A 15,995-nucleotide genomic window follows, 5' to 3' on the forward strand; every position below is an offset into this window, starting at 1 on the left:
CAAAAATAAAAAATCCCTTTCATTCTTTTTACAAATGAAAGGGATTTTATGTAATATTATTCATTTTGTTGTTCCTACTCCATTTAATACATACTTTGTAACACCAACATATATAGCAATCGTTCCTGCAACAAGTGCATACACCATATTAACACACCAACCTTTTTTGATAATGATTATCACTTTTGAATACATTTTATCATTAAAGAGAATCATTATCAACAAATTTCTAAAAAAAGAAAGCTCCTTCGGGAAAAGGAGCTTTACTGCCTGTTTTAAAGAAGTTTAAAACTTGCTGTGCACTCTTATTATATCTCATAATACACATCTTAGCAGTTTTAAAAATTGGAAATAACCTATATACCCTCCTCTTTACATTTTGTATAATAGAGTGAAACTGTAATTAGTGGGGATATTTCCCATCCCCACTAATTATTAGTTGAACCAATCGGGCTTTTACAAGCAGTCGATCTCCCACCTAACTTCCTCGTATTCACTGAATTTTGAGGTGGGAGTCTTACTGCTTGTTAATGCGGGATAAAAGGGAATTACTTAACAAGGAGGAAAATAATGACACAAAATATTTCACAAGGCGAGAGGATACATTCCATCGATATTATTAGAGGAATAGCTGTACTAGGTATTTTTCTTGTTAACTGGCCAGTTATCGCTGGTGTTGATTCTCGAGATATTTCCGGCGTTTATGATGGATTAGACAGCTATATTCGCTTATTTTATGACATGTTTATTCAAACGAAGTTTTATACTATTTTTTCATTTTTATTCGGATTAGGTTTTTATATCTTTATGAATCGTGCTGAGGCGAAAACAGATCGTCCGAAAACTTTATTTGTTCGCCGCTTGCTTATTTTATTATTATTTGGGTTCTTGCATTACGTTCTTTTATGGGACGGAGACATCTTACATAGTTATGCCATCGCTGGATTTTTCTTATTGTTATTTTATAAGAGAGAGCCTCGTACTATTTTAATATGGGCATTAGTTTTACTAAGTATTTTTCAATTTTTCATGCTAATCGCTAGTATAGTGGTTGCCTTAGTACCAAAGGCAGAGTTAGGGTTTTCCTTACCGATCATGCCACTTGAAGACTGGGTGTCACAAATACAAAATCGTTTCCATGCATTTTATTCTGAAGGAATTGGACTAAATGTATTCATGCTCCCAGAAACAGTTGGACTATTTTTACTTGGTTTATACGCCGGCAAAAAAGATATTTTCCGCCGCACGAAAGAGTTGGATCCAAAGCTTAAAAAATGGCAAATCATTATGTTCATTTTGACATTACCAATGTGGTTCTTCATGGTCCGTTACTTCTTATCAAAACCATCTTATGAACCATTTTATATGCAGGCCTTTACAATGTTTAGTGGAAAAACATTATTCATATTCTACATTTTCACGCTCATGCGTTTATTACAAAAAGAAAGATGGCAAACATTATTACGTCCGTTCCAGTATGTCGGACGAATGGCGTTAACAAATTACATCACGCATACGATTGTTACGTTACTTGTATTCGGCCTATTTTTCAAAAATTATTATCCCGCTCCATTATGGGTGGGACCACTATTTTGCATCGGCTTTTATACGTTACAAATCTTTATTAGCCACTGGTGGCTTTCACGTTACCAATATGGGCCACTTGAGTACATTTGGCGTCTTGGTACGTACGGGAAAATGATGCCACTTAAAAAGAAAAGCAAGGTCTCATAATGAGACCTTGCTTTTCTATGCTTCTCTTACTGCACTTTGCATCGGAACTGGCTCTTCTTTTACTTTACGCTGCGGCACCATATTAAATACAATATTTAAAAGTACTGCTGATGCACTTCCAAGTACAATTCCGTTATCTGTCAAAATACGAATGTTTTCCGGAAGCTGTGAAAATAACGTTGGAACAACTGTAACTCCAAGTCCGATTCCGACAGAACATGCAACAATTAATAAATTTTCTTGTTTTCCAAAATCAACACTGCTTAACATTTTAATACCATATGCCATAACCATGCCGAACATTGCTAGCATTGCACCGCCAAGTACTGATTTCGGAATAATTGTTGTAATGGCTGCGATTTTAGGAATAAACCCAAGAGCAATTAACATACCACCACAAGTATAGATAATGACGCGATTTCTTACTCCAGTTAATTGAACAAGTCCTACGTTTTGAGAATATGTTGTGTATGGAAATGCGTTAAAAATACCACCTAGAACCATTGCTAATCCTTCTGCGCGATAACCTTTTGTTAATTCTTTTTCACCGATCTTTTTATTACAAATATCAGATAATGCAAAATATACCCCTGTTGCTTCCACAATTCCTACGCAAGCAACGAGAATCATCGTAATAATTGGCGTTAATTCAAATGTTGGTGTACCGAAGTAAAATGGCTGAATACCGTGGAACCAATCCGCTTCTCCAACCGCTTGCAAACTTACTTTCCCCATAAATGCTGCAACGATTGTACCGAACAATAGACCTAGTAAAATAGAGATTGAACGAATAAATCCGTCAAAGAAACGATACATAATAATGATAAATAATAAAACACCAAATGCTAACGCTAAATTTTCTAGACTTCCGAAATCTTTACTTCCAACTCCTCCAGCCATATCATTAATAGCTGCTGGAACAAGTGTAACCCCAATAACTGTAACGACAGATCCTGTTACAACAGGAGGAAACAGTTTTACAAGCTTCCCAAATAATTTCGCGAAAATAACAACAAATAATCCCGCAGCAATAATTGCTCCATATATAGAGGACACGCCGTATTGTTTACCAATTGCAATCATCGGTCCAACCGCTGTAAATGTACAACCAAGTACAACCGGAAGCCCAATACCGAAAAAACGATTTGATAATGCTTGTAAAATCGTTGCTACGCCGCACATTAATAAGTCAATCGATACTAAATACGTTAATTCTTGTTGATTTAAACCAAGTCCCCCGCCGACAATAAGAGGAACAATAATTGCGCCAGCGTACATGGCAAGCATGTGCTGAATACCAAGCGATGCGATTTTAAATGGGTGCTGCTTCATCGTTAGTTCACCTCCGCAGTTTCTTGCTGTACAAATGTAACTGTGCCGTTATCAAGTGATGCAATTTCTGCTAGTGATTCAACACGAACACCCTGTTCACGCAGCTTCTTTCCTCCATCTTGAAATGCTTTTTCAATAACAATGCCAATTCCCGCAATACTTGCCCCGGCTTGCTCTACTAAACTCATTAAACCTAAAGCAGCCTGACCATTTGCTAAAAAGTCATCAATAATTAATACATGATCATTTTCGTCAATATGATTTCGAGATAATGAAATCTCGTTCGTTTCTTGTTTTGTAAATGAATATACGTTTGCAACATACATATTATCTTGTAACGTTAACGATTTACGCTTTCTTGCAAAAACTACTTTTACACCAAGCTCTAAAGCAGCCATAACCGCTGGTGCAATGCCTGAAGATTCAATCGTCACGATTTTTGTAATGTTCTCTTCTTTAAAACGCTTAGCGAATTCTTTTCCGATTTCTTGCATAAGTACTGGATCAATTTGATGATTTAAAAATGCATCTACCTTTAATACATCACCAGATAAAACCTTTCCTTCGTTCAAAATCTTTTCTTGTAATACTTTCATGTTAGTTCCTCCTCTTATGCAAATAAAAAACTCCAAAAGCCGCCACCACTCGTTACAAGTGAGAGACGTGCTTTTGGAGTTTCGCAAAAAAGAATGCTAAACAAGCAAATATATTCGTCCTCACTCATAGTCAAAGTATTTACGGTACTTCGGTAGAAACTTGCAGGCCATATCCCCGCGATTATATGAGTGTAGCTAACTTATTTATTTATAGAAGGATTATAACGCACTTTTTTCACTTTGAAAAGCATTTATCGAAAAAACACGTACGAATTTTATGAAAATACCATTTTTGTTCGAGTTTTTCAAACTTTCACATTTCATATTACAACGTCGTTAATATGATAGGACCATCCTTCGTAATCGCAATTGTATGCTCATATTGAGCTGATAATTTACCGTCCATCGTTCTTGCAGTCCACCCATTTAAATCTACTTTAGAATATCGCATACCTACATTTACTATGGGCTCAATTGTAATTACCATTCCTTCTTGTAACTTAGGCCCTTGTCCTTGTTTACCAAAATGAAAAATCGCTGGTTCTTCATGAATCTCTTTACCGATCCCGTGTCCCGTAAAGTCTCTTGCAACAGAAAACCCTTCAGAGGCTACATAACTTTCAATTGCGTATCCAATATCTCCAACATGGTTACCACTTATTGCTTGCTCAATCCCTTTATATAAAGCACTCTCTGCTACTAACAATAACCTTTTTGCTTCATCAGAAATATCTCCAACTATATACGTCCATGCAGAATCCGAGAGCGCACCATTTAAGTTTACTACCATGTCAATTGTCACAATATCTCCTTCCTGTAAAGGTACATCACTAGGGAAACCGTGACACATTTCATCGTTTACAGATGCACATATCGCATATGGATACCCGTTGTAACCTTTCTGTTCAGATGTTGCACCATGCTTTTCTAAATACGCTTCAACAAACGTATCAATTTCTTGTGTCGTTATTCCTGGTTTCATCATTTTTGCAATTTCTCTATGACAAGAAGCTAGTAACTTCCCAGATTCATGCATCAAATCTATTTCATTTTTCGTTTTAATTGTAATCATACTACCTCTCCTTACTAAACTTGCTATTTGCTACTAAACTTCAATCATACACATCCTCTTCCAAAATTTCAAAACTTCTAATTACAACAAGTACAAAAAAAACAGAATCTCTCCTCTGTTTTTTAATCATTTTTACATATATAATTCATTTTCAAAAACTCAAAACAACTACCATTTGTTTTCTGTATAAACGTTCCAACAGCTTCGAATCCTGCTCTTTTATACACTTTAATCGCTCTTTCATTAAATGTCGCTACTGATAGTGTTATATAATTACATCCGTATTTTTCTTTACTAAAAGCTAGTCCAGCTTTTACGAACTGTAGACCAAATCCATTCCCAGTTATATCAGGTCTCATTCCAAGACCTATATCAACCGTTTGATTATTTATGTTACTAAAACTAAAGAAACCAATGAGAGTACCATTTTCCTTCACAGAAAATGTATGATTCCCTCTACTCTCATCCTCTAAAAACTCAGCTAAATCTTCTTCATCTGCCTCTATATCATAAAAGGAATACTCCCCTTCATAATGCCAGTTATATGCAATTTCTTCTGCTTCCGCTCGCGACATTACTGTAAACATATAGCCCATTTCTCTCACTCCCTCATAAAAAAAAGCTGCAATTAAGCAGCTCCTGTTTTATAACTCATAAATCTCTTTATATTTAGCTTCTAAATAATCAGCTAAGTAGTTTGCATTTAAACCTTCACCTGTCACATCTTTTAAAATTCCAAGTGGTTTTTTCGTTTTGCCATATTGGTGAATATTCTCTGTTAACCATTCACGAATTGGTGTCACGTTTCCTTCTTCTAATAATGCATCAAAGTTTGGAATATCCTTTAGCATCCTATGTTTAAATTGCGCTGCATACATATAACCAAGCGCATAAGATGGGAAGTATCCAAATGAACCACCAGCCCAGTGAACATCTTGCAATACACCTTGTGCATCGTTTTCCGGACGAATTCCTAAATATGCTTCCATCTTATCATTCCAAGCCGCTGGCAAATCCTTCACTTGTAATGTACCATCAAATAATTCTTTCTCAAGTTCATAACGAACCATGACGTGAAGCGGATATGTAAGCTCATCTGCTTCTATACGAATAAACGATGGCTTCGATTCGTTAATCGCATCATAAAACTCATCTACTGATATATCATTGAATTGACCATCGCTATACTCTTTTAATAAATCATAATTTTTCTTCCAGAATGATTTATTACGACCGATAAAGTTCTCAAAGAATAATGATTGTGACTCATGAATACCCATAGAAGTTCCACTACATAGCGGTGTACCTTCAAATTCCTCCGCAATATTTTGTTCATATACAGCATGACCACATTCATGAATCGTGCCGAAAACAGCCATACGGAAGTCTTTCTCATCGTAACGAGTCGTAATACGAACATCCCCTCTATTTAATGTAATTTCAAAAGGATGTACCGTTTCATCAAGACGACCCGCTTCAAAGTTATAGTTCAATTGTTTTAATAACTCTAAAGTAAAATTCTTTTGTTTTTCTTTTGAAAAATGTTCAGCTAAAGCATTTGTTTTTAATTCTTTTTTAGACTCAGAAATTTCTTTCACAAGCGGAACGATACGTTCACGTAGTTGACCAAATACATGATCTAACACTTCTACTGTGATTCCGGGCTCATACATGTCTAATAGCGTGTTATATTTGTACGTTTCGTAACCCCAATATGTAATAAACTTCTTTTTGAATTCAACAATTTTTTCTAAATACGGACGGAACATTTCGAAGTCAGATTTTTCGCGAGCTTCTTCCCATACACTTTCCGCTTTCGCTTCTAATTTCACATACGCTTCATATTCCGCTTGTGGAATTTTCTTATTTCTATCATATTCTTTACGACACTCTTCAACCATTTTCTTTGTCGTTTCAGAAAGTTTATTTTCAACAATTAAAGATTCTAGTTCAGTTAAATAGTTCCCCATCTCATCTGAAGTCGACATCGCAAACACTTCGGATGAAAGCATTCCAATTACTTCTGAACGCTGGTCTACTCCTTGCTTTGGTGCACCTGTTCTTAAATCCCAAAACATTAAGCTTAATGCCTCTCCGTAATTCTCTATCTTCTTCACATATGTTAAAAATTGTTTTTCCACTTCATATGTAGCAACTGTCATAGTATAAAAAACCTCCTTTTTCTACCTCAAACTTATTTCGACACTGAAACATAAATTCCTTTTCTAATAGAAAAAAAGCTTGGCAAATGCCAAACTTTTCCCTACAACATTTTTTCGCTTAAAGTACTTTTCCTTCTACCGGAAGTACTTTCTTCACTGCTTCTATCACTTTTTCATCTTCATTATTTGATAAGAATAATGATATAGCACCTTTATCTTCACTTGTACGAATTAAACGTCCAATTCCTTGACGAAGACGTAAAATCATATAAGGCACATCTACGTCCCAGAATGGATCATTCACATGTTTACGCTTCGCCTCAAACACAGGATCGTTTGGAGGGAATGGTAATGACCAAATAATAACATGTGATAATGATGAACCTGGAATGTCTAAACCTTCCCATAAATGAACGGCACAAAGTACAGTCTCTTCTTCATTTTGGAAACGAGAAACGAGCTGACTAATTTCTTGATCTCCTTCATATAGGAACGGAACTGACATTTGCTCTTTACTTACATATTCTTTAAACGCTGCAAGTTCTTGCGTTGTACGGAATAATACGAGTGTACGTCCATTTGTTTTTTGTATATTTTCAAGTGTATATTGACACTTTCTTTCCCATTCATTTTCTTTCGTATACGGAAGTAAGTTTACTGTCATTTGCTCTTCATAATCAAACGGCGAAGCAACTGAGAATGATAAGTAATCTTTTACCCCTAGACTATTTGCAGTAAATGCGAACGAATCATTGTCAGATAATGTCGCAGAAGAGAAAATATATGGAATCTTCTTCGAGAATACTTTTTCTTGTAACACTTCTTCAACTGCACGCGGCATAATAACTAACGTGAAAGCACCATCGCCTTCTTCACCCCACGTAATTACATTTTTCTCGTGCATGAAAAGACGAAGTGAATGCTCTAACACATCTAAATGCTCATCAACAATATTTAAATCGTATGTGTTTACTGTATGCATTTCACTTTCAAATACTAATGCATCACCGACTTCACCGATTTTCGCATAAAGTCTTTTCGCTTCTGCAGTTACCTTTTCTGTCACAGTAATTTCTAAACGATCAGAACCTTCAATTTCCTTTTTATTCTCTTGTAGTACCCCAAAGAATTGTTCAGTTTGCCAAATTGTTTCTTCTACTAAATGTGCGAACTCTTCACGAATATCATTTTGTAATAATCTCGTTAAAAGTTGCTCCATCATCGTTTGTTTTAAACGGTACGTTAAAGCTTTTTGAGCTGCATATTCTACAAGATGCCCTTCATCGAATACAACGCAACTACTTTCTGGTAATAACGGAATTTGTCCTTCACGTTTGCGAGCTTCGTACGTCCAAATATGATCCATATAGAAATCTTGAGAACAAATGATTAAATCTGCCGCTTTACGATAATGCTCGCGCGAAAGAGTTTGACCACAACGATGACGAGAATCACAAGTGAAGCAATCTTGGAAGTAATCCCAGTTTACCTTTGACCATTCCTCGTCATTTAACAGTGGAAATTCTTTTCGATCACCATAGTGAGTAAAGTTCTGCATCGTACCATGATCGAATACGAACTGAGGTAATTCGTAATATACATCTTCAATTACTTCTGGAGCTCGTCCACTCATAACATCTTCAAGTTTACGTAAACATAAATAATTATCCATTGACTTCGCAAGTCTAACATCAACAGATAGCCCTAATGCTTCAGATAACTTAGCAATGTCTCCTTCTTCTTTCACAAGCTGCTCAATTAACGTTTCATCTGCACAAGCGATAATAGCCGGCTTCCCTGTATAACGTGCATAACAAATTGCATATAAAAGATATACAATTGTTTTCCCTGTTCCTACACCTGCTTCTGCAAACATAACTTTCTTCTCTTGGAAAGCGCGCTCTAACTGAAACGCCATAAAAATCTGTTCATCACGCTCTTCAAAGCCTTTTTCCGGAAGAATGTCGTAAAACACATCTCCAATCCACTCATTCAACTTATCATAAAAATTATCTTGTTTTCCTACTTCAAATGGTAACCTATTCTCAGTAAACATCCTTAGCCTCCAACCAAACAGTTTTTCTATAAAAAGATATAGCAACTGCTACTCACATGTGTGCAGCCACTTTCCCCTGTTACAATACATAGAAATACACGAAAAAAAATTTTCCTTTCGAAAAAGGAAAATTTTTTTCTATATTAATGACCTTAAATAACGTTTATCAATCGCTGTTTCATGTGAAAGAGCTGACAAATATTCTTCCTGCGCTTTTTGTATTCCATCTACAATTGCACCTTGACTATCCACTTCTTTTCCGAGCTCATCATACGTACGGTGAATAGCTTTTTGAATCATCGATAATTGGAAACTATCCATATCACTTCCTCCTTTACGCATTACATAATAGCCAGTATATGCGTGCTGGAGGAGTTTTATACTATGAATTACGCGGTGGACGCTTTCCGAAGTATTGATAGTAATCTGTACGGATAAATCCGTTAAACAGTTTACGCTTTTTCGATGCATCTTTCCCATAACATTTCTCAAATGCTTCATAACTTGTTAATAAATACATTGACCACGTATCTAATGGGCGGAATACCTCTCCCATTTCTTTATATAATTTTTCAACAAGCGCTCTTTCACTTAAACGTTCTCCGTATGGAGGATTCGTTACAACATAGCCATATTCCTCTTTTGTCGTGAAATCTTTTACTTGCATTTGTTTAAATGATATAAGATCCCCTAATCCAACTTCTTCTGCGTTATCTTGGGCAACTCTTATCATACGGTGATCGATATCTGATCCAATGATTTGCAATGGTTGATTATAATTAGCTAAATCTTCAGCTTCTTGACGAGCTTCGCGCCAATTTTGTTTACCAACCCAGCCCCATTCATCCGATGCAAAGCCTCGGTTAAATCCTGGTGCGATATTTTGTCCAATTAATGCAGCTTCAATTGGAATTGTACCAGATCCACAGAAAGGATCAACGAAAGGACGATCCGCCTTCCAGTTTGTTAACTTAATTAAAGACGCAGCTAATGTTTCTTTTAAAGGCGCTTCACCTTGCTCAAGACGGTATCCACGTTTATGAAGACCTACACCACTCGCATCGATTGTTAACGTCGCAATATCCTTGAGCATTGCAATTTCAATACGGAATAACGGTCCATCTTCTTCAAACCAAGTTGTGCGTCTATACGTTGTTTTTAATTTCTCAACAACAGCCTTTTTAACGATACGTTGGCAGTCTGAAACGCTAAATAATGTTGATTTCAAAGATTTCCCAATAACAGGAAATTCTCCGTTCTCTGGAATATAATCTCCCCAGTTTAACGCTTTTGTTTTTTCAAATAACTCATCGAATGTTGTTGCTTTAAATTCGCCGACTTTAATTTTCACACGGTCTGCAGTACGTAACCATAAATTCGTACGACAAATCGCTTTTTCATCCGCTTCAAACGTTACCTTTCCGTTTTCCACTTCACATTCATAACCAAGATCGCGAACTTCTCGGGCAACTAACGCTTCAATACCCATTGCCGCTGTTGCAATTAAAGTAACTTTTCCCATTTGCATTCACCTCTTATGTATAATCAAACAATAATTAATAACATGTTGTCCTATTAATTATCACATATTACGAAGAATATTCTCACTTACCATTTTAACTCACAACTTATAACTTCATACAAATAAAAAGCCCTCCTCTAACAAAGGAGAGCTGAGTTATTTCATAGTTGGTTCATAACGTTCTGTAAGCCATGTTCTGTTCCTTTGTACTGCAAACGGCCCACGCCTCGTACTCCGGTGGTAATCATCTATCTACAGGTTACGAAAACCTGTCCTTTTCCGTCGTTCATTTCCTTGGAAAAGATTCCCCTACCATTATTTGGGTTTCTCGCTCGTGGGGTTTACCTCGTTCCACTCCTATCATTTCTTCAAGGACTTCGTCACTGTGGCACTTTAAAGGTAGTCAAACCATATCCGAAAGGACTTAGGTTTTTTCCCTGCCGTTAAACCAGCCTTGCAGCCAGAATACCCTAGCTTATGACTTGGCTAGGCACGAACACTACAGCCATCTCAGGCCGTGCGAGCATGGACTTTCCTCTACAACGTTGGCGTTGCAGCGATTACCCAAACGTTATGACAAACATTAGTATAGTGGAAACAAAAAGATTTTGCAATGTTTTTTTCTATGTAAAATGCTTTAACCTTTTTGTTACCTTAATTTATTCGTATAACTTACTTCCAAATACAGCTTTTTCTAAATTAGATAGACGTTTTAAAATATCCGTATTCGTATTGTTATACACTGGTTGTGCAACTGGTGTTTGTACCGGTTGTTGCGGAACTTGTGTTGCCGCTACTTTTTGTTCTTCTAATTCACGTTTCAAACGAGCATTTTGTTGTTTTAATTGATCAAATTCCTTATGAAAAGCTTCATAATCTTTAATAATCATATCAAGAAACTTATCTACTTCTTCTTGTTGATAACCTCTCATACCTGTTTTAAATTCTTTTTCTAAAATATCTTTCGCTGTTAATTTAATTTTATCCGAAATCATTTTCTTCACCTCAAATTTTTGCCAAAGCTTTCATTAACTAAATTTTTTCAGAAACAACGCCTTTTGTCAATCAAATATACGAGTACTATATTACATATTACTCTGCATTATTCCACTGTTCCTCTTCCATTATATCTTGTAAATCAGAAAAAAGAATGAAATAACTGTGATAATTTTCTATTTCTCCTTTTTTCTTAGCTGCTTCTACAATATATTTAGGGCTCCCAGACTTTTCTTCATCATATACAGCTAAAAGTGCATCGCTTTTTTCAATAAAAAATTGATTCTTTAATTTAAATTGCTCTGGGCTTTCGTACTTCCGTTTCGTAATACTATCAATATGATCTGCTTGTGAAAGAATAAATTCGTAATATTCACGGTTATCTTCCTTCCAATTTTCCTCTTGTTCTAAAAAAGGAGTAAATACAGCTAATTTTAAATTTGGATATTCTACTTGAATTTCAAAAACAACTTCAGCAGCCCATAGCTCTACTCCTAACTGACCACTTATAATAACCCACTCCAAACCTTCTTCTACAAAAACAGTTAATTTACGACGCAGCGCCTTTTTTATACACTCTACTCCTGGATGATCATTTTTAAATATTCCAAGTTCAAACGGCTTATATCCTGTTACAGCAACAACCTTCATATCAACACTCCAATTACAAAAAAAGAACTAGCATTTCGCTAGTTCTAACATATCATTTACTTTTTAAACATTCCACCAACGTTTGGTCCGATATTTGGTCCAAATGGTGATACATTCGGTCCTGGTCCAAATGGTGATACGTTCGGTCCTGGTCCAAATGGTGACACATTCGGTCCTGGTCCAAATGGTGATATTTGATGCCCATGGTGATGATGGCCATGACCACATGGTCCACATCCGCCGCCAAATCCACCAACAGATCCTGGATCACCAGGGTCTACAACGTTTACGTTCGAGTTTGTTTGTGGGAAGAAGCTTTGATTTTTAATTTGTTGATGATGAACATGCGTTGTATGAGTTGGAAAAATGTGTGGCACCACCGTTGTTGAAAAAGAATGTGTTACGCATTGTTTCGTTGGGTGAATGACAGGAGCTGTCGTACAAATAGGTCCTACAGGCTTATGCCCTCCAAAGCAAGGATGACAATGATGCATAGTTTTTTCTCTCCTCTCTCATTAAAAAAATCTGACTACACTTTACAATATGAGCGAGGGGCTAAAGCCGCTTGTTATATATACCCATTTATTTCATGGAAATTTGTCTAGTATCCAATTTCATACGTAATACCTATTATAGACAACCCCCTACTATTATTTACCAAAAAAGCCCCCGACTTGCTTAACAATCCCTGTTACTTGATTCATCGCGTTCATCATTTGTCCAGCCGTGTTCATCATTTTATTTACATCGTAGTTACCATCTGATGATTTAAATTGTGAAACAAAACTAGAAAACTGACTTGGTTGCTGTTGCTGTTGCTTTTGTTTATTCATCGTTGGATATGGTTGTTTTGGTGGATAAAACATAGCTTGTTGATTTACATATTGAGCTGGCGACATGTAGTTTTGTGAATTCATATACGCTTGCTGTGGTTGATTCGTATACATTTGCTGCGGTTGATTCATATACGCTTGTTGCGACTGATTCATGTGCGGTTGTTGCGGTTGATTCATATGCGCTTGCTGTGGTTGATTCGTATATGCTTGTTGCGGCTGATTCATATGCGCTTGCTGCGGTTGATTCCCAAACGACACTTCAAATGGTTGATAATAATTTTGGTTTCCATAATGAGGCTCGAAAGGATACATATTATATCGTAAATATGTATCCTCATTATATTGGTACATATTTTGCTGTGCATATGGATTTGCTTGCTGATATACATTAGGTTGTTGAAACATGCATTCTCTCCTCCTTGGCATAAGTTTCTACATATAGAATATGTACCTATAAAATAAAATGTGTGACGGAGTACCTGTCTGTTTTTGTCGGAAGTTTAAATTTTTAAAAAAATTAGAAAGTAAACCCTTCCATGCTATGATAATAAGGAAGAAGATTCTCATGGGGGAGGAATCAACATGGTATTAGGGGATTTAAAACAAGCGTTTTCTCAAAAAAAGGGGTATTACACAGAAAATTCGAATGAACTGTTAGACTTTGCAAGACATTGTTATCTTGAAGGAAAAGTATGCATATCAGATTACCGAACATTAATACGAGAGTTAGAAATAAACGGTGCAACAAAACCTACAACAGTGACAGAGGCATAAAAAAACAAGAGGGTTTTCCCTCTTGTTATTTACATTGATCTACGATATTTTGCAAAGTGTACGAAATAGCTTGATGAGTTTCAAAGAAACGTTTGCCTTTTCCCTTATTAACAAAACATTGTAGCACATTAGTTTGTAAATTATCATACACTTGATCAATTTGTTGTACATGTATATACTTAGGTCGTTCTTCCTTTATCCACCTATAAGCTAATTCTTTCCACATCTCTAACTCCGCATCTACAATATCAACAAATGGCTTCATATCCTTATAAAAATCATATTCAGCCATCTCTCTTTTTTTCACATTCGCTTCATCATTATACTGCATTAACTTCTCCGAAGACTGGATTAATGCTTCATGTCCCATTTTGTTCCCACCTTATTATGCACTCACTACGACGTTTTGAAATGTCTTTACCCAGCTCCCTTTTTCTTCGTGATGCACTAATTTATTTTCCATATGTTCTATATGCATTTCTGTTATTTCTATCTTATTGCGTATTTTTTCACCTTTATCCTTCAATGCATGATTCATTCTAATCCCAATCTTCATTTCCAGCAAATCGAGAGAACTTAACATTTGATCCATTTTTTTCATAACATCTTCCTTCTGAACCATCGCCATATTTAAAACGCCCCCTTCTTTGCCTTTCCTTTGTCATGTAATTTCGCCGATTGATTAATTACTCCTTCTCACATGACAAAACTAGTTGATATTCGTCAAAGAAATCATTTAGTATGCCATTATTAGAAATGGTAACAATACAAAAAGGAGGTGTATTACGATGGCAAAAAATAAAAACGAAAAAAAGAAAAAGCAAAACAAACAACAAAACAAACCTGAGACTGGTAATCCAAAGCTTGATGGTCCAAATTTCCCCGCTACATAAAGTGAAACTTTAATCAGTGGGGTTTTATTCATCCCCCACTGATTATTAGCCCGCACCAATCGGGTGTTTACGGACAGCAGGGCTTCCACCTACCTTCTTTGCTCCAGCCAAATTTTGAGGTGGGAGTTTTACTGTCCGCAAATAGCGGGATAAAATGACACTTTAACCAAAGTGGCTTTTACAAACAACTATTTTCTAGTCTACCTTACCTCTTCGCTTTCGATAAGTGTTGAAGTTAAAGTCGTACTGCCGGCAAATAGCCGATTAGAAAGTAACTTGTTGTAGAGCATATTACTTTTAATAAAGAAGTCCCGCCCTCATTTAAGAAGGCGGGACTTCTTTATTATATCATGAACTCATCCATTCTTTTAACAAAACTACTTAATATAGAAAGAGTATGTATTTGCTCCCTCTTCTTTCTATACCATTCTGTTATATTAATTTCCCCCTTAGGTTTTTCAAGTAAAAATAATGAATCTATTTCCAACCCTTCACTAAACCAATCTTTTTCAATTAATTTTTCATGAGTGACAATAGAATACACATCCCGAAGAGCCGGCGTACATGATTTTCTAATTCCCCTTATATTACATTCATAATCCATCCTTGATCCTGTATGCCTAGTTTGCACTGCAAATTTATAAAAAGAAGCCTTATACTTTGAATGAAATAATAACCAAGCTAATTGTTTCCCCAGTTCTATACGTTTTTGCAACGTTTCAAATTGATAAACTGAAAATCCATACATTCCCCCTTCCACCATTGGAAAAATAACTGCACTAACGTGAAATATTTCTTGAAATTTGAATAGTGCAGTATCAAATACATGTTTTTGAAAGTATGCATTCTCAATTACTGGTTTTTGAATTTTATTTTGTTCATTAATAATAAGTGCCGTCATAAGCCTATTTATATCTTTTTTCTCCCAAAACGCGCCCCATTCTTTTTCCATAAAAATTGATATGTTGAAAAATTGTAACAAATGAAAGAGCGGCGCACATCTCTTTTTACTTTCCTCATACAGTAATAGTTGAGGAAATGCATCTAAAAAAATGAGCCAATTGGCTTTCTCATACAAATGAAATAATCGTCTCTTAACTGTTTGAGATAAAAGATTAGAATAATATTCTCCTTCTAAATCTGTCATGTTCCATCCCCCATTCCTTGAAACCATGCTTGCTAAAAAAGACCATCTAATTTCTCTATTTCTCAAATAATATTCTTGGTAAGATTGTGTACGTGAAATATTATCTACGTTAGCTACATCCGTGCTCTCCTTAATATTAAGAACTATAGCTTTTTCCTCTTCTGTACAAAAAATATCATTACGGGTCTGTTTAATTTTTTCGTAATCATTCCATCGAAACATGA

General features: G+C 35.8%; 19 protein-coding genes, 1 other RNA gene and 1 riboswitch. Of the genes, 3 read left to right on the plus strand and 17 right to left on the minus strand.

All coding sequences use genetic code 11. The features are described 5' to 3' along the window. Positions 1-60: 60 nt before the first annotated feature. Positions 61-216, minus strand: a complete 156-nt coding sequence (locus tag B5P40_RS32645; RefSeq protein ID WP_002011935.1) for a hypothetical protein — start codon at positions 214-216, stop codon at positions 61-63. A gap of 354 nt (positions 217-570) precedes the next feature. Here B5P40_RS32645 and B5P40_RS05415 point away from each other — a divergent pair, with 354 nt between their 5' ends. Further along, on the plus strand, positions 571-1,734 hold the full coding sequence (locus tag B5P40_RS05415) for a DUF418 domain-containing protein (protein ID WP_002186276.1): 1,164 nt from the start codon (positions 571-573) through the stop codon (positions 1,732-1,734). A gap of 15 nt (positions 1,735-1,749) precedes the next feature. Here the strand turns inward: B5P40_RS05415 and pbuX are convergent, their stop codons facing one another. The 13 genes from pbuX to B5P40_RS05480 all read right to left on the minus strand — a co-directional run bounded on the left by pbuX (position 1,750) and on the right by B5P40_RS05480 (position 13,362). Continuing rightward, a complete protein-coding gene (gene pbuX / locus B5P40_RS05420; protein WP_002126498.1) occupies positions 1,750-3,066 on the minus strand; it encodes a xanthine permease PbuX in 1,317 nt (438 codons plus the stop codon). Positions 3,067-3,068: 2 nt separating this feature from the next. Then, complete coding sequence (locus B5P40_RS05425) at positions 3,069-3,662, minus strand: xanthine phosphoribosyltransferase (RefSeq protein WP_002086571.1); 594 nt, start codon at positions 3,660-3,662, stop codon at positions 3,069-3,071. Positions 3,663-3,769: 107 nt separating this feature from the next. Continuing rightward, positions 3,770-3,871: riboswitch (purine riboswitch) on the minus strand. Positions 3,872-3,987: 116 nt separating this feature from the next. Beyond that, positions 3,988-4,734: a type I methionyl aminopeptidase gene (locus B5P40_RS05430; RefSeq protein ID WP_002193184.1), complete on the minus strand. Its 747-nt coding sequence runs from the start codon at positions 4,732-4,734 to the stop codon at positions 3,988-3,990. 122 nt (positions 4,735-4,856) lie between these two features. After that, positions 4,857-5,330: a GNAT family N-acetyltransferase gene (locus B5P40_RS05435; protein WP_002189017.1), complete on the minus strand. Its 474-nt coding sequence runs from the start codon at positions 5,328-5,330 to the stop codon at positions 4,857-4,859. Between the two features lie 48 nt (positions 5,331-5,378). Beyond that, entirely contained in the window at positions 5,379-6,896 is a 1,518-nt protein-coding gene (gene ypwA, locus B5P40_RS05440; RefSeq protein WP_113708955.1) for a carboxypeptidase, read from the minus strand. A gap of 118 nt (positions 6,897-7,014) precedes the next feature. Beyond that, positions 7,015-8,952, minus strand: coding sequence for an ATP-dependent DNA helicase (locus B5P40_RS05445; RefSeq protein WP_113708956.1), 1,938 nt, complete (start codon positions 8,950-8,952; stop codon positions 7,015-7,017). 138 nt (positions 8,953-9,090) lie between these two features. Then, on the minus strand, positions 9,091-9,273 hold the full coding sequence (locus B5P40_RS05450) for a DUF3921 domain-containing protein (protein ID WP_002126488.1): 183 nt from the start codon (positions 9,271-9,273) through the stop codon (positions 9,091-9,093). 61 nt (positions 9,274-9,334) lie between these two features. After that, positions 9,335-10,474, minus strand: a complete 1,140-nt coding sequence (locus B5P40_RS05455; RefSeq protein WP_002011868.1) for a THUMP domain-containing class I SAM-dependent RNA methyltransferase — start codon at positions 10,472-10,474, stop codon at positions 9,335-9,337. A 180-nt stretch (positions 10,475-10,654) separates the two neighbouring features. Then, positions 10,655-11,046, minus strand: an RNA gene (gene rnpB / locus B5P40_RS05460) — RNase P RNA component class B. 87 nt (positions 11,047-11,133) lie between these two features. Beyond that, positions 11,134-11,469, minus strand: a complete 336-nt coding sequence (gene gpsB / locus B5P40_RS05465) for a cell division regulator GpsB (RefSeq protein ID WP_000622426.1) — start codon at positions 11,467-11,469, stop codon at positions 11,134-11,136. A 97-nt stretch (positions 11,470-11,566) separates the two neighbouring features. Further along, positions 11,567-12,121, minus strand: coding sequence for an SLOG family protein (locus B5P40_RS05470; protein ID WP_002030808.1), 555 nt, complete (start codon positions 12,119-12,121; stop codon positions 11,567-11,569). 56 nt (positions 12,122-12,177) lie between these two features. Then, positions 12,178-12,615, minus strand: coding sequence for a CotD family spore coat protein (locus B5P40_RS05475; protein WP_002189016.1), 438 nt, complete (start codon positions 12,613-12,615; stop codon positions 12,178-12,180). A gap of 156 nt (positions 12,616-12,771) precedes the next feature. Next, entirely contained in the window at positions 12,772-13,362 is a 591-nt protein-coding gene (locus tag B5P40_RS05480) for a YppG family protein (protein ID WP_113708957.1), read from the minus strand. Positions 13,363-13,539: 177 nt separating this feature from the next. Here B5P40_RS05480 and B5P40_RS05485 point away from each other — a divergent pair, with 177 nt between their 5' ends. Beyond that, on the plus strand, positions 13,540-13,731 hold the full coding sequence (locus B5P40_RS05485; RefSeq protein WP_002030817.1) for a YppF family protein: 192 nt from the start codon (positions 13,540-13,542) through the stop codon (positions 13,729-13,731). A gap of 25 nt (positions 13,732-13,756) precedes the next feature. Here the strand turns inward: B5P40_RS05485 and B5P40_RS05490 are convergent, their stop codons facing one another. Both B5P40_RS05490 and B5P40_RS05495 read right to left on the minus strand, forming a co-directional pair. Next, a complete protein-coding gene (locus B5P40_RS05490; protein WP_002011864.1) occupies positions 13,757-14,101 on the minus strand; it encodes a YppE family protein in 345 nt (114 codons plus the stop codon). Between the two features lie 15 nt (positions 14,102-14,116). Continuing rightward, entirely contained in the window at positions 14,117-14,359 is a 243-nt protein-coding gene (locus tag B5P40_RS05495) for a hypothetical protein (RefSeq protein WP_002030820.1), read from the minus strand. A 118-nt stretch (positions 14,360-14,477) separates the two neighbouring features. Here B5P40_RS05495 and B5P40_RS33995 point away from each other — a divergent pair, with 118 nt between their 5' ends. Further along, positions 14,478-14,624 (plus strand): phage portal protein, encoded by a 147-nt coding sequence (locus tag B5P40_RS33995; protein WP_306302660.1) that lies wholly within the window; start codon positions 14,478-14,480, stop codon positions 14,622-14,624. Positions 14,625-14,967: 343 nt separating this feature from the next. On the opposite strand, the gene B5P40_RS05500 is transcribed toward B5P40_RS33995, so the two are convergent. Then, complete coding sequence (locus tag B5P40_RS05500) at positions 14,968-15,993, minus strand: DUF2515 domain-containing protein (protein ID WP_002030803.1); 1,026 nt, start codon at positions 15,991-15,993, stop codon at positions 14,968-14,970. Positions 15,994-15,995: the final 2 nt, after the last annotated feature.

The sequence above is a fragment of the Bacillus sp. SRB_8 genome, assembly GCF_003264205.1.
Taxonomy (GTDB): domain Bacteria; phylum Bacillota; class Bacilli; order Bacillales; family Bacillaceae_G; genus Bacillus_A; species Bacillus_A mycoides.

Bases quoted from the DNA above. Each gene is read 5' to 3' on its own strand.
- B5P40_RS05430 (WP_002193184.1), bottom strand. From the start codon at position 4,734: ATGATTACAATTAAAACGAAAAATGAAATAGATTTGATGCATGAATCT.
- ypwA (WP_113708955.1), bottom strand. From the start codon at position 6,896: ATGACAGTTGCTACATATGAAGTGGAAAAACAATTTTTAACATATGTG.
- B5P40_RS05435 (WP_002189017.1), bottom strand. From the start codon at position 5,330: ATGGGCTATATGTTTACAGTAATGTCGCGAGCGGAAGCAGAAGAAATT.
- B5P40_RS05425 (WP_002086571.1), bottom strand. From the start codon at position 3,662: ATGAAAGTATTACAAGAAAAGATTTTGAACGAAGGAAAGGTTTTATCT.
- B5P40_RS05470 (WP_002030808.1), bottom strand. From the start codon at position 12,121: ATGAAGGTTGTTGCTGTAACAGGATATAAGCCGTTTGAACTTGGAATA.
- B5P40_RS05480 (WP_113708957.1), bottom strand. From the start codon at position 13,362: ATGTTTCAACAACCTAATGTATATCAGCAAGCAAATCCATATGCACAG.
- gpsB (WP_000622426.1), bottom strand. From the start codon at position 11,469: ATGATTTCGGATAAAATTAAATTAACAGCGAAAGATATTTTAGAAAAA.
- B5P40_RS05415 (WP_002186276.1), top strand. From the start codon at position 571: ATGACACAAAATATTTCACAAGGCGAGAGGATACATTCCATCGATATT.
- B5P40_RS05490 (WP_002011864.1), bottom strand. From the start codon at position 14,101: ATGGGACATGAAGCATTAATCCAGTCTTCGGAGAAGTTAATGCAGTAT.
- B5P40_RS05450 (WP_002126488.1), bottom strand. From the start codon at position 9,273: ATGGATAGTTTCCAATTATCGATGATTCAAAAAGCTATTCACCGTACG.
- B5P40_RS05445 (WP_113708956.1), bottom strand. From the start codon at position 8,952: ATGTTTACTGAGAATAGGTTACCATTTGAAGTAGGAAAACAAGATAAT.
- B5P40_RS05485 (WP_002030817.1), top strand. From the start codon at position 13,540: ATGGTATTAGGGGATTTAAAACAAGCGTTTTCTCAAAAAAAGGGGTAT.
- B5P40_RS32645 (WP_002011935.1), bottom strand. From the start codon at position 216: ATGATTCTCTTTAATGATAAAATGTATTCAAAAGTGATAATCATTATC.
- B5P40_RS05500 (WP_002030803.1), bottom strand. From the start codon at position 15,993: ATGTTTCGATGGAATGATTACGAAAAAATTAAACAGACCCGTAATGAT.
- B5P40_RS05475 (WP_002189016.1), bottom strand. From the start codon at position 12,615: ATGCATCATTGTCATCCTTGCTTTGGAGGGCATAAGCCTGTAGGACCT.
- B5P40_RS05455 (WP_002011868.1), bottom strand. From the start codon at position 10,474: ATGGGAAAAGTTACTTTAATTGCAACAGCGGCAATGGGTATTGAAGCG.
- pbuX (WP_002126498.1), bottom strand. From the start codon at position 3,066: ATGAAGCAGCACCCATTTAAAATCGCATCGCTTGGTATTCAGCACATG.
- B5P40_RS05495 (WP_002030820.1), bottom strand. From the start codon at position 14,359: ATGGCGATGGTTCAGAAGGAAGATGTTATGAAAAAAATGGATCAAATG.